General features: G+C 66.3%; 12 protein-coding genes. 5 read left to right on the top strand and 7 right to left on the bottom strand.

Annotated features, from left to right (window positions below):
- Nucleotides 1–101 precede the first annotated feature (101 nt).
- Together OG874_RS42875 and OG874_RS42870 are read left to right on the top strand one after the other, a co-directional pair.
- Entirely contained in the window at nt 102–536 is a 435-nt protein-coding gene (locus tag OG874_RS42875) for a hypothetical protein (protein ID WP_330252729.1), read from the top strand.
- A gap of 59 nt (nt 537–595) precedes the next feature.
- Nucleotides 596–1693 carry a hypothetical protein gene (locus tag OG874_RS42870; protein ID WP_330252728.1) on the top strand — a complete coding sequence of 366 codons (1098 nt, stop codon included), beginning with the start codon at nt 596–598 and terminating at the stop codon, nt 1691–1693.
- A gap of 166 nt (nt 1694–1859) precedes the next feature.
- On the opposite strand, the gene mhpA is transcribed toward OG874_RS42870, so the two are convergent.
- The 5 genes from mhpA to OG874_RS42845 all read right to left on the bottom strand — a co-directional run bounded on the left by mhpA (nt 1860) and on the right by OG874_RS42845 (nt 7747).
- The gene (gene mhpA, locus OG874_RS42865) at nt 1860–3365 is read right to left on the bottom strand and encodes a bifunctional 3-(3-hydroxy-phenyl)propionate/3-hydroxycinnamic acid hydroxylase MhpA (protein WP_330257658.1); all 1506 of its coding nucleotides are present in this window, start codon (nt 3363–3365) and stop codon (nt 1860–1862) included.
- A gap of 62 nt (nt 3366–3427) precedes the next feature.
- Nucleotides 3428–3784 carry a DoxX family protein gene (locus tag OG874_RS42860; RefSeq protein WP_330252727.1) on the bottom strand — a complete coding sequence of 119 codons (357 nt, stop codon included), beginning with the start codon at nt 3782–3784 and terminating at the stop codon, nt 3428–3430.
- Nucleotides 3781–5670, bottom strand: a complete 1890-nt coding sequence (locus OG874_RS42855) for an acyl-CoA synthetase (protein WP_330257657.1) — start codon at nt 5668–5670, stop codon at nt 3781–3783. Before OG874_RS42855 ends, OG874_RS42860 begins: the two co-directional genes overlap by 4 nt.
- A gap of 11 nt (nt 5671–5681) precedes the next feature.
- Nucleotides 5682–6617, bottom strand: coding sequence for a fumarylacetoacetate hydrolase family protein (locus tag OG874_RS42850; protein ID WP_330252726.1), 936 nt, complete (start codon nt 6615–6617; stop codon nt 5682–5684).
- Nucleotides 6614–7747: a VOC family protein gene (locus tag OG874_RS42845; RefSeq protein WP_330252725.1), complete on the bottom strand. Its 1134-nt coding sequence runs from the start codon at nt 7745–7747 to the stop codon at nt 6614–6616. Before OG874_RS42845 ends, OG874_RS42850 begins: the two co-directional genes overlap by 4 nt.
- Before the next feature lie 137 nt (nt 7748–7884).
- Here OG874_RS42845 and OG874_RS42840 point away from each other — a divergent pair, with 137 nt between their 5' ends.
- Complete coding sequence (locus tag OG874_RS42840; RefSeq protein ID WP_330252724.1) at nt 7885–8547, top strand: TetR/AcrR family transcriptional regulator; 663 nt, start codon at nt 7885–7887, stop codon at nt 8545–8547.
- Nucleotides 8548–8638: 91 nt separating this feature from the next.
- Here OG874_RS42840 and OG874_RS42835 read toward each other — a convergent pair whose 3' ends face one another.
- The gene (locus tag OG874_RS42835; RefSeq protein ID WP_330252723.1) at nt 8639–8791 is read right to left on the bottom strand and encodes a hypothetical protein; all 153 of its coding nucleotides are present in this window, start codon (nt 8789–8791) and stop codon (nt 8639–8641) included.
- 129 nt (nt 8792–8920) lie between these two features.
- Nucleotides 8921–11521 (bottom strand): AAA family ATPase, encoded by a 2601-nt coding sequence (locus OG874_RS42830; protein ID WP_330252722.1) that lies wholly within the window; start codon nt 11519–11521, stop codon nt 8921–8923.
- A 279-nt stretch (nt 11522–11800) separates the two neighbouring features.
- On the opposite strand from OG874_RS42830, the gene OG874_RS42825 reads away from it, so the two are divergent.
- Entirely contained in the window at nt 11801–11941 is a 141-nt protein-coding gene (locus OG874_RS42825; RefSeq protein ID WP_330252721.1) for a hypothetical protein, read from the top strand.
- 78 nt (nt 11942–12019) lie between these two features.
- Entirely contained in the window at nt 12020–13261 is a 1242-nt protein-coding gene (locus OG874_RS42820; RefSeq protein ID WP_330252720.1) for a styrene monooxygenase/indole monooxygenase family protein, read from the top strand.
- Nucleotides 13262–13338: the final 77 nt, after the last annotated feature.

The following is a 13338-nucleotide window of genomic DNA, read 5'->3' as shown; positions in this document are numbered from 1 at the left end:
GAGGGATCGGCGTGGGGAATGACGAACAACTGGGTCTCGATTTCGATGTCGAGCGGACCGAATGGGGTAAGTGGGTCGACCCGGACCGGCGATCGGCACAAGTGAAGAAGTTTCTCGAGCGTGCTGGATTGCGCGCCGTTCCGGCGATGCCGTGGCCTGCCGATTCGCCGGACGTGAAACGGCTCGATGTCCTTGTGGCCGAACTGTTTCCGGATATGGCGACTGCCATGAATTCCGAGAACGCCGATATAGCCGATGCATTCATCTGCTTTCTCGGTGAGTGCTACATCAAGTTCGCGCGGGCGCAGTGGTTCGACTACGAATGGCGCGGCCGTGAGCATTCCTTCTACGACCACGTGAATCCGGCGCTTCGATGGCGGTTCGACGACGGCGGGAACGATGCCGACGAAGAGGTTACCGCGTGGAGCCTTATGGAAAGCGTTGCCATGTCTTCGAAATACGAAGAGGGTTTCTCGTCGGTGGCCTATGACCTCCGCAACGACTATGCCCGCCGCACAGGGCACACCGTCACATGACTTGTTGTCCAGCAACGTCTTTCATCTGATCAATCAGGCATTCGGGTGTGGGCGGAGCCATGTCCGGCGACGGCTACGACAGAGACCGAGAACCGTACGACAACAATGCGCGCGGGCGAATCTGGGAGAACGGCTCCGACCGATACTTCCGTGACTGTGAGAACGGCTATTCGAAGCCGTCGCGGGAACAGGAATTACCGACTCCCGGCGAGGCTCGACGGTACGACAAGCAGCGCGGCGACCCTCGAAAAGGGCCTGTTCGGGCCATCGAGGACAAGTCGGGGGCGATCGACGGGAACAAAGACCACAGCCAGTTGAAACGCGACTACGACCTGATCCGCGACGGCAAGGTCGATCATCTGCTGTTGCGGTCGGTGGAGGGGGAGACGATATCGAGGACTGCACAGCACCTGATCCAGGATCTACAGCGCGATTTCCCGGAAAAGTTCACGCACCAGATCATCTCGCGAAGTGATGCCCGCGAGATTTGGGCGCGAGGTCTGGAACGGGAGCCGAGTCCGCAGCTCGAATTGCCCGGCGTTGGCGAGCAAGCGCGCCAGCAGAAGGCAAAGCAGCGGGAAGCCCGACAACAGGAGAGAGAGCGCGAAAGAGAAGACCGATCGCGCGAACGGGAACCCACGGATCAAACACGCACCCGAGAAGACGAGCGCGACAAAGGCAAACCACCTGCCGTCGCCAAGGAACGCGCCGGACCAACCGCGCAAACCAAAGATGTCCGCGAGCGGGAAGAGGCGCAAGCGCGGGCAATGGTCGAAAGTCTCGGCCTCAACCTCAGCAAAGAACAGAGAGAGCAAGTGCAAACCATCTTGCGCGAGGGTCGAGAGAATCAACGCAAGGACCCTGTACGCGAGATCGAAGCCGGGCGCGGCCAACAGCCCCCGGCACCACCAGCCACACCGCATCGGACGCCGGAGCAGGAACGCGAAAACGCCCGCGCGATAGCGAAAGAGGCCGGCCTGTCACCGGAAATCACCGGAATCCTCGGGCTGAACACCAACAACCCGCACCCGACGATCGACATCGATCAGGCGCGACTGCACGCGGAGTCAGAAGCCGCTCGGATGAAGAACGCAACACGCGAACGCGAACGGGCACGCAAGGAACGCGAACGCAACAGCCGATACCGAGGCGACTAGCACCCACCAGCCCAAAGCCTGCGGCACGGCCTGTGACGACGGGCGGTGCCCTCGCGACTAGACGACTGGAAGCGACAGGGCCCCCGCGCGAGCGGCCAAGGCCACCTACGCGATTGGCAGCACGCGCGGCGAGCAGCCCAAGCGCAACGGCCGGACTCCGCCTGCGTCAGATACCTGGCGTGAACTGCGGCAATACCGCGCACAAGGCTGGCAAAGATTTGCCGCGGCACTGTACGGTGCCGTCCGGGCGGACCAGGACCGCGGGTGCGTGGCCGCGACGCAGCCAGCGGTGTAGGTCTGTGCCCGGCACGGCCGCGAGCACGACACCGCCGCGTTGTTCGATCAGTGTCCGGTCCGGTGGTGTCGGGTCGATCGCGGTGATGATCGCGAATCTGCCGCCGATGATGTCGTCGACGCGGCGGCCGTCGGCCAGGGCGCTGTTCGGGGTCAGTCGGCCGGCGAGGCCGCGGCGCAGGCGGGGGGCGGCGACGAGGTCGCTGCGGTGCAGGGCCGGGGATTCGCCGCTGGTGACCATGTGGGTGAGACCGGGCACACGGTGCAGGTGGGGTGCGATCAGGCCGCGCAGGCGGTTGCTCAGTTCGCCGCCTTCGGTCATGGTCATGCCGGTGAGCTTGGCCAGCCGGATCATGGCCTGCGCGTGCGGTTTTCGTTCGGTCTCGTAGGTGTCGAGCACACTGTCGGGTAGCTCGTCGCGCAGGACACCGGCCAGCTTCCAGGCGAGATTGGCGGCGTCGCGCAGACCGGCGCCCATGCCCTGGCCGATGAACGGCGGTGTGAGATGGGCGGCGTCCCCGAGCAAGAACAGCCGACCTTTGCGCCAGCGATCGGCGAGCTGGGCACGGAAGGTGTATTCGGCGACCCGCACCAGTTCGAGCTCTTCGGCCGCGATTTCCTGGATCCAGGGGTGGATCAGTGGCCGGAGCCGGGCCATATCAGGGTAGTCGTCGGCGGTCTCGCCGGAGCGCAGCCGAAATTCCCAGCGGTATCGGGTCTTTCCGATACGCATATAGGTTGCTGCACGCGCCAGGTCGCAAACCTGATGCACGCCTTCCCAATGGCTCAGGTCCGCGGTGGTGGCGATATCCACGACCAGCCACCGCTGCTCGAACCGTAGATCGCGCATGCGCGCGCCGATCGCGCCGCGGACGAGGCTATTGGCACCGTCGCAACCCAGTAGATATCGCGCACGGACGGTTTGGGCGCGGCCGGTCGTGCGGTCGGTGAAATCGACTCGCGCGCAGTCGGTTTCCTCGGCGACGGCGGTGACTTCGGCATTGCCGCGCAGCCCGGCGGCCGGATGACGTTTCAGGTTGGCGCGCAGGATCGCTTCCAGTTCCGGTTGGTCGAACAGGTTCGCCTCCGGATACCCGTTGCGACCGCCGGCCGGGTCGCGGTCGAACTGCGCGAGGACCCGCATATCGCGGTCGAGCAGACGCAGACCGAGCGCCGGGCGAACGATGGCGTCGAATTCGTCGCCGACACCGAGGCGTTGCAGGATCCGGCGGATTTCACCGTCCAGGTGGACCGCGCGCGGCTGCGGATACACGCCTTCCCACCGCTCCAGGATCAGCGACTCGATGCCGTGCTGTGCGAGCAACGTCGCCGCGGTGAGTCCGGCCGGGCCCGCCCCGACGATCACGACCGGAAGCATCGATGCAGGCCCACCCGTCACCCGACCGCCGCCGCTCAACGAATCGCTAAGCGATGCTTCGCTCACGGGGAGACCCCGGACAGCGTCGCGAGGTACCCGAGGGCGACGAGCCCGGTGCCGGCCGCGGGCACGAATTCCGCTACACCGTCACCGTTGCGCACATGGACGACCACGGCCCCGGCCATCAACAGCGCCGACCCGATTCCCGCTGCCACACCGACCGGCGGCTGGGCCAAACCGACCAGCACGCCACCCGCCGCGGCGATTTCGAGTGCACCGATGCCACGGTAGGCGGCGGTGGAGTAACCGAGGTGCGCGGCGCGTTTACGCATCGAAGCGACCGCGACCAGCTTCGCCGTCCCGAAGGATACGAACTCCGCCGCCAACACTGCCGCGAGCACAATCGAGGCGATTTTCATTGGCACACCACAACTTTCCAGGTGATCGCATAACGGCCGAGGATCCCCTCGACCGCCTGTTCGTCGGCGGACGGGTCGAGTTCGACGGATGCGACGACCATGCCGTCCTCGACCGCAGCGCTGACACTGCGCACCGTGTCGACCACGGCGAGCGCCTCGAGCAGTTCGCGGCGGGTGGCGTCGGCACGCAGGCCGAGCTTGTACGGCTTGCCGACGTCGGTGACCGGCAAAGCATCCAGGACCGTGACGGTTTTGGGCGCGGCGGCACGTTCGTGCACATGCTCGCTCGCCCAGACGAGCAGTTCCGGCTCGGTCACATCGGCACCGGGTGCGAGCGCGACATAGGCAACGGGCACCTCACCCGCGTGCACGTTGGGGCGGCCGACCGCGCCCGCAGCGGTGACCTGCGGGTGGGTCAGCAGTGCGTCCTCGATGACCGCCGGGTCGATATTGTGCCCGCCGCGGATGATGAGGTCCTTGGCGCGACCGTGCAGGTGGATGAAGCCGTCGTCGTCGATATGGGCGAGGTCGCCGGTGTTCAGCCAGCCGTCGGTCAGCGTGCCGAGCCCGTCGAGCACATGTCCGCGCTCATCACGACCGGTCACGTATCCGCCGAAAACCGTTGGCCCACTGATGACCAGCACACCCGTCGCACCGCTGGGCAATTCCATCCAGGTCGAATCTGCCGCGATACGAACGACTTTCACGTTCTGGTAGGGCATGCGCTGGCCGACCGCACCCGGGCGCGGCCGCTCCGGGAAGCTGCGGGCCGTGGCGCACGTCGCCTCGGTGAGTCCGTACCCCTCCACCAGCGTGACACTGGTGTGGACCTGAAAGCTTTCGCGCACCGCGGGCGGCAGCGGGGAAGCACCCACCATCGCAAACCGCAGGCTGGAGATATCGGCGGCGATCGGGCACTGCGCCAACACCGCGTACACGGTCGGCACCGCACTCATCGCGGCAATCTCGTAGTGCGCCACGATATTCCAGAACTCCCCGTAGAGCGCGAAGTCCCGGTAGCCGAGCGGTCCGGCCCACACCACCTGCTGGCCCTTGAACATCGGCGCGAGCAAGGTGACGACGAGGGCGTTGACATGGAACAGCGGCAGCGCGGCGAACACCACCGCATCCTCGTCGAGCATCGAGTTGGCGGCGATCATCCAGGCGTTGGCGACCTCGCCGACATGGCGGTGCGCGGCCAGCTTCGGGATACCGGTGGTCCCGCCGGTGTGGAACAGTGCCGACAGATCCGATGCGGCGGGCGGCTGCCCGGCGAAGCTGGACGAATCCTGTTCGACCGCAAGGTCTTCGAGATATCCGATGCGGACATTGTCGATCTCGGACAACCACGCCGGCGCACCCGCCGCGACGGTCGGCCGCAGCACGAGCAGCGCGTCCAATAGTCCGCCTTCGGCCAACTCGCGCACCGAATCCCAGATGTCGGGGGCGAGTTCGGGGCCGGCCGCGATCAGCACGCGGGCACCCGAGCGCCGCAGCAATTCGGCGATGTGCTGCCGGGACAGACCGCCGTTGATCGGCGCGGCGATGCCCGCCACCTGGGCGGCGAGGGTGGCCGGGATCAGGTCCGCGCAATTCGGCGCGATCAAGGCGACCGCGTCATCGCGACGCACCCCGAGCGAATGGAGCAGGTTCGCATACCGATGCACCTCGGCTAGTAGCTGAGAGTAGCTGCGCCGCACCGGTTCCCGCCAGCGCGCGGCCTCGGGCAGTATCGTGACGGCGGTCCGGTCCGGCCAGCGTGTCGCCGCTCGCTCGAGCAGTGCGTAGGTCGATTCGGGCAGGCCCCGTTCGACCAAGGGCACGGATTCGATCTCGGGCAGATCACTCGGATCGGCGTAACGGGGCCACAGCAGATCTTCGGTCATCAGGTTGTCGGTCACCGGGCGTACCGCACGACCGTGCGCTGGCGGCCCAGATCGATCGCCCCATCGTCGGTGCCGATCGCCACCTCCATCACATCGCCGTCCTGCAGATACTTCGGATTCTTGGCCTGCCCCTTGAAGAACAGCTGCCACTTCACCTTCGGCGGCAGCAGCGAGCCGATGATCTCGACGGGCTTGGGCGGCGCGCTGATCGCCGTCCCCACCGGTGTACCGGTGAGCAGCAGATCTCCGGCATCCATCCGCTGAAACCTGGTGAGCGCGCGCAGGGTTTCGACAGGTCGATAGATCATGTCGGCGACCGTCATATCCTGACGCACCGCGCCGTTGACCCACAGCCGCAGCCGCAGATCGTCGAACCGCTTCAACTCACCTTCCTCCAACAGCACCAGCGCCGGTCCGACCGGAGTGAACGTCGGATACGACTTCGCCTCGTAGAACTGGGTTTTCGGCAGCTGTACATCGCGGGCGGAGACATCGTTGGTCACCACCAGGCCCGCGATGTAGTCGGCGAGGTTATCCGCGGTGATATCCGAGCCGACCGGCATCTCGCGGGCGAAGACGAGGCCGATCTCGACCTCGTAGTCCAGCAGCCGCACATGCGCGGGCCGGATCACGTCGTCGTTCGGGCCGCTGATCGATCCGGAGGTCTTACGGAAGAACGTCAGCGGCACCGTCTCCGGATCCATACCCGAATCCTTGACGTGGGAGACGAAATTCGTCATCTGCGCGACCACCCGACACGGCGCGGTCACCGGCGAGATCAGCGAAAGGCTCTCGACCGCAACGGTATCCGAGCTAGCCGCCGCGACGATCGCCGCCCGATCATCCAGCAGCTCACGAGTCGTGGTGGCGGCGGTATCGATGCGAGCCGCACCGGTAGGTGTCTGCACCCACCAGGCATCGGCGGTGCGAAGGATGGAAATGGTCATGAGCTGGCTACTTTCAACAGGCCGCGCAGGCGGCGTAGATCGAATTCGTTGTCCTCGCGTAGCGCGTCGACGATCGCGCGCAGTTCGTGCAGCGATTCCCGACCGGGAGCGATGCCGAGGAAGTCTTTGGTGGCGGGCGGACCCCACTGCGCCAGCCCGGATGCGCTCATCGGGGCCCAGCCCGGTTCGAGGGTGCAGTCGAACATGTCGCCGTCGCTGAAGTGTTCGACCATGAATCCGTCCGGGTCGCGCCAGTAATCGAAGATCTGACTGCCCTGGATGTGCCGGCCGATCCCCCACGAGCGGCGATAGCCGTGATCGAGTAGATACTCACCGCCCGCGGCCAGGGCGTCCAGGTCGGCGACCTGGTATGCCGAGTGCACATAGCGATTGGACGGGCCGAGCGTCAGCGCCAGCGTGTGATGGTCGGCCGGTGTGGACCCACGGTCGCAGCGGATGAAGCTCATTGCCGGTCCGCGCTGGCGCTGCCTCGGGTAGAAGAGGAAGTCGCTGACGATCATGCCCAGGTTCTGCAGGTACCAGTCCAAGGTCTCGCGGTACTTGGTCGTCTGCACGACGACATGTCCGAGCCGCTGCACCCGCGCCGGTTCACGCGGCGGTCGCTGCATGGCATTGGCGCGTACCACCTCGTGCCCGACATTGAAAATATGCGGCTGTTGCGCGGGCAGCGCGGGCAGTTCGTGGGGATCGGCGACCACCCGCACGCGCAGGCCGCTCGGGTCGGTCAAATCGACGGTCGCCCCGCCGACAGCCGCAGGTAACGGCGTAGGCCCGATACCCGTGGCCTCCGCCAATCGGAGCAGGTCGGCGTGGTCGGCGGTGCGGAAGGCCGGTCCGATGAATCGCGAACCCGCGCCACGACGGATGAGCACACACGGCGCGCCCGGATCCGTGCCACGCAACTGCAACTCGTCCGCGGTGCGCGCCGCCGTCGTGAAACCGAACGCGTGCGCGAAGGTTTCGGCCCGCTCCAGATCGGGTTTCTGGAACTCCAGCCACGCCAGATCGAGCACCTTCACCACCGGATTACGCGCCCGGCCGGGATGCTCACCCGCTAGCGCACCCCGCTCGCTGTGCAGACCGGTGTGCACGTCGTGATGGCCGCTCATCGACCACTCCCTTCCAATTACTGACGATATCGTCACTCACGAACAGGTAGTCAGTCAAGGGGTTCTGAGGAATTCGTCAATGCTGACCCGAGAAGCTAGGATGGCGCTCGAGTCATGCCAGTGAGAGGTGGACAGCGATGGCCCTGCCGACCGGTTCGGAACCCAACCGCCTGGAGCGCCGCAAAGCGCGTACCCGCGCCGCGCTGGTGAGCGCGGCGCAGGCGCTCATCGCCGAAGGAAAACTGAATGTCCCGATCCTGGAGATCACCCAGGCCGCCGATGTCGGCATGGGGTCGTTCTACAACCACTTCCAAAGCCGGGAGGAGTTGTTCCAGACCGCGGTCGAAGAAGCACTCGACCAGCACGGCGTCGTCCTCGATCTACTGTGCGAGGGCATGGACGACCCGGCCCAAGTGTTCGCGCAGAGCTTCCGGCTGACCGGTCGCCTGCACCGCCGCAACCCGACCCTCAGCAAGGTCCTGCTCAACAACGGACTCACCCTCGCCGGTTCCGACAGAGGCCTCGCACCCCGCGCTCACCGCGATATCGAGACGGCCGCCCGCACCGGACGATTCCAGGTCAGCGACCCGGAACTGGCCATGACCGTCGTGGCCGGGGCCGCGATCTGCCTCGGCCAACTCCTGCACGACCAGCCCGAACGCGACGACGCCGCGGCCACGGATCAAGTCGCCGAGGACCTGCTACGCATGTTCGGCCTCCCCGCCGACGAAGCGCACGAAATCTGCCGGCGCCCCCTGCCGTCCTTCAACGCACCGCCACAAAACGACACCGCCGCCTGAACCAGCGCCATCGCCTGCCGGATCACGGTCGGACAGCCCGTTTCCGGACCGGTCCCAGCCGATGCCTCCGAAGCTGGCCCATAACCCGGCCCTAGTCGTGAGTGCGCCGCAGACCCGGATTCTGTCGAGCGAGTACCGGCAGCAGGATTCGCCGCGGCACGAGTTGTAAGACGTGGGTGGCGATCCGCGTGGGCAGCCCGACGACGACCAGACCGCGATCACCATCGAGTGCGTCGACTCCCACCCGTGCCACCGCCCGCGATGGCACGTCTTCGACGGAGCAGCTCGAGTACCGAGCTGCTGGCCTGCGTATTCGACAACACCGCGGGATCACCTCGCGCACCGCGTCGGCCGGGGCTCGCGGCCTCCGATCTCAAGGTCGCCGCGGCGTCGGCCTGCGCTGTGCGCGTTTCGGTCGGCGCGCGGCGGCGTTCGTGACGTCGGCTTGCCGGTCGGCGGGCACGAAGGTGATGATGTCGGCTCGCGATGTGATCATCAGCTTCTGGAAGATCGAGACCATCTGTGCGTCTACGGTTTTGAACGAATTACCGCGACGGGCCGCGATCGCCGTATTGGTCCAGCCCGCCGCCGCGAGCGTGGCCACCTCCTGTTCGGCGCTCGACAGTTCCTGCCAGGGCGACGGGCGGTCGCGCCGAACGGGATGATCCACCTCGAGCTTGTCCATCGACAACGTGCCCAACGCCAGCCGCGTCACCTCACCGTGCTCCGGCCGCAGCATGGCCCCCTCGCGCTGGGTGGCTTCGAACAGCTTGTGGCCGAGCACATCCCGTGCGATGTCGATAGCGATGTCGTTTTCGGTTTCGAATGGACCCAGGTTCGCGAGGTGCACGCCCAAGCGCTGCCGCCATGTGGCGACCCCGCCGCTGAGCAGTGCGATTTCGGTGGCTCCGGCCATCACCTGGTCCGCGGCAGCGCGGCCCGTGGTCCGCGCATCGGCGGCCATGCGCGCAAGCGTCCACATCCGGATGTGCACCGCCCAGAGGGCACCCCATTGGTCGCGCATCGCGACCTGATCCGCCAACGCGCTGCGCCCGACGGTGAGCGCTTCCTCGGGATCGCCATATTTGGTCAGGGCAATCGCCCACGCCAATTCGGCCCAGGATTTCGCCCAGCGCGCCTGCGCCGCGGTGGCGCTGTCGAGATGACGCCGGGCAATCTCCATGGCCTGGGTCGCGGTGCCGCAGAAGCCGGCGGCCAGTGCCTCGAACAGCTCGCTCATGGCCGCACCACCGAGATCGCCGCCAGCGGTGAATTTCTCGCGAGCGCACCCCAGTACCGCTACCGCACGCGCGTCACTCTGCACCAGCATGAGTTCGCTACCGCGGGTGAACTCGACGGGTGCGGGCAGACCGAAATCACGCTCGGGGGCATGACGCCAGTTCGCCCTTGCCGTTGGATCGGTAACGCAGGCGGTGACGCATTCCTCGAGCATCCGCTCGGCGTCGTCGTGCACACCCTGGCACATGCTGATCCAGCCGATCAGCGCCATTGCTGATATCTGGAGTTCGACGGGCTGTGGGTCGAGGTCGCGGGTCGCCGCCAGAGTTCGCTCGGCCCAACGCCGGGATTCGCGCAGTGACCCCTTGGTGAAGGGAACACGCAACGTGATCAAGCCGATGGCGATTTCCAGCCCGATCACCGATTCACCTGGGGTGGTGAGACTTCCATCGATCGCGCAGAGCAGGTTGTCCCAGGCCGCACGTGCCCAATCGAGCAGATCCTGCTCGGCCGGGCTGAACCATTCGGCGCAGGCCCGCATGATTTTGTCGCGGTAGTAGCGCCGGTGCCGGGCGGTCAGTCGTTCCCATTCAGCGCCGGCCTCGCGCTCGCGCAATCGCTGCTGAGCGAATACGCGGAAGCTCTCCAACAGTGAATAACGGACGGTATCGGAGGTCAGGTGGACCGAGACCAGGGACTGATCCGCCAAACGCTCCAAGAGCCCCTCGACCTTGTCCTTCGCGATGCTGACTCGCGGATCGCCGGCGAAGATGTCGAGATCGGCGCAGACGCCCTCGATCGCGTCCAGTTCCGCACCGACGTCGAGAACGGATGTATCGGCTTCATCGTCCGGATCCACGTCGTAGCCCGCGGCGAAGACCGACATCCGCTCGAAGAGCAGTCGTTCCTGGTCCGTGCACAGATCGTAGGACCACGCGATGACATCGCGGATGCCCTGATGCCGCTCCTCGGCGCCGACGCGCGGACCGTGCGACCACCGCAGCCGCCGATCGCCGGCTTCGCCGCTGAGGTCACGCAGGATCATCGGCAACGGTTGGCGCAGCAGGCGGGCGGCGGCCAGCCGGATGTAGAGCGGGTGGTTGTGCACATGCCGACAGATCGAATCGGCCAGCGCGAGTTGATCATCGGCGATGGCACGCCCGGTGAGCTCCGCGCGCTTGCGGAACAGTCCCAGCGCCTGCTCCCGAGGCAAGGAACCGACCGGCACCAACTGCTCATCGACCCAGCCGACCGCCTCGCGACTGGTGGCCAGCACCGTGAGCCCCGGCACCGCGTCGAGCAGTTCGGCGATCAATCGCCCGGCCCCGTCCAGGACGTGCTCGCAGTTGTCCATCACCAGGATCGTCTGCAGCCGATGGCCAACGGCGTCGGAGCGAGTGAGGGTATCGACCAGAGCGGCCCATACCGATCGATCGGAGAAGTCGGCGTCGACGATCGCCTGCGCGACCTCGTCCTCGACCGCCGATGTGTCGGCACCGCTGGCCAGCCGGGCCAGCCGAACCCAATGGACAGGGACCCGACGAGCCTTGTGGTAGCGGTGCACCGCCTCGGTGGCGAGGCGAGTCTTGCCGATACCGCCCGAACCGATCAAGGTGACCAGGCGCGCCGAATCCAGCAGCAACGTCGCGATCTTGTCCAGCTCCCGTTCGCGTCCGACGAAATCGCTGACGGCCATCGGCAGTGATCCGACGCTCGATGAATATCGCCCGGCCATGGTGAGAACAGTAGTCAGCCGGTCGTCGCCGAGCAGCCCGAATACACCGTTGCGTCGCAGGCGACATCTGAAACGTTCGCGGTGGCACCCGATGTACGCAACCTACCTATCGAACAATTCTGGTACTGCGATAACCGCCGTCCCTGGGCAGACCGCCATGGGACGACAAGTAGGCATGACGGGAAGCTCGAGATGTACGCACACCGCAATCCAGGGGCCAACGAGCCGCGACGGGCTGCGGACTCGTGTCACATACATGTGCGATTCGACAGTCCGCCGATGGAGCTGAACTACCTGGACGACCGCGCGATCGCCCACCGATTCGCCGCGGCAGCGGGCCGGATCGGCGCGATCGTGACCATCGACGGCAATCTCCAGCACGATGACCCGCCGTTGCCATGCCGGAGGTTGTGGACGTGAGATCCGCGAGCACCGACGCACCATCCATCGACGATTTCTGCACTGCCACCAGCGAATTCACCATCGGAAGGATTTCACGTGCGCGGAATTCAGATAGTCGGCGCCGGCGAGTGTGGTCTACCGCTGGCACTGCGGCTGCGGCACAGCGGCATCCCGGTCACCCTGGTCACCGATCGCGACGCGGCCGCGGTGCTGTCCGGCTCGGTGACCAGCACACAGGTGAAATTCCAGCCCACGTTGGAACTCGAATCCCGAGCGGGGCTGGGTATTTGGCGCTCGATCGCGCCCCGGATCCAAGGCATCCGTTTCAGCCTGGTCATCGACCGCGACCTGGTGTCCGGGTGGTCCGGACGCTTCAGCGAACCAGCGCAGAGTGTCGACCAGCGGACGGTGTTCGCGCGCTGGCTGGCCGACTTCGCGGCCGCGGGCGGCGATCTGGAGATCGCCGAACTATCTGTGCCGCAGCTGGATCGGCGGGCCACCAAATACGATCTGACCGTCGTCACTCGAGCATCGCGTGATCTCGCCGCATACTTCCCCGCCGACCCGAGGTGGTCGGGTCCGACCGAGCCGATGCGTCGACTGGCGGTGCTGTACCTCGACGGGGTCGAGCCCGATCCGGACGGCCTCGGAACCTACATAGCCCTGCCCGGCCTCGGCGAAATCATCTCCTATCCGGGACTGACCGGTCCTCCCGGACAGGAAAGACGTTGCGAGATACTGCTTTTCGAGGGACTGCCCGGCGGCGGACTGGACGCTTTCGCGGACACCGTCCCGGCCGAGCGACTGCCGCGGGCCGTACAACTCTTGCAACGGTATCTGCCTGCGGCACTTGCCGATCGGTATCGCAACGCCGATTTGACCGACGGTGGCGCGACTCTGGTCGGCGCCGTACCGCCGACCATGCGCGAGCCGATCGGCACATTGCCCTCCGGCGCCCTCGTACTGGGCGGCGGCGATGTCGTGTGCCGGATGGATCCCGGCGGCGCGCAGGGCGCCAACAGCGCCGCGCATTGCGCCGCCCAGTACAGCGCGGCGATTCTGGGCCATCCCACCGGCCCGTTCGACCGGGCCTGGATGGCATCGGCAGCACAGCCATGGCTGACCGCGATCGCCCATCCCGCGGCAAGCTGGACAATGGCCGTGCTCGACCCGCCGCCGGCCGTGCGGGAACTGATGCTGGCCGCACAGGATGACACCGCGCTGGCCGACGCCTTTGCCGAAACCTTCGTGCGCCCAGCGAATATGGCGAAATTCGCCGCTGACGCGCCAGTCGAGTACCCCGACCCCGATGCCTATGTCGAAACCACACCCCACTGACGGCGTGCGGGTCGCCGATCCGGTTGTCGTCAGCGGCTTCATCGGACGCGATGCGGAGTTGGACACGGTTAGGTAGT

Source organism: Nocardia sp. NBC_00565 (assembly GCF_036345915.1).
Classification (GTDB): Bacteria; Actinomycetota; Actinomycetes; order Mycobacteriales; family Mycobacteriaceae; genus Nocardia.
The sequence above is the reverse complement of the archived record's forward strand: the minus strand, read 5'-3'. Positions and strand labels throughout refer to the sequence as shown.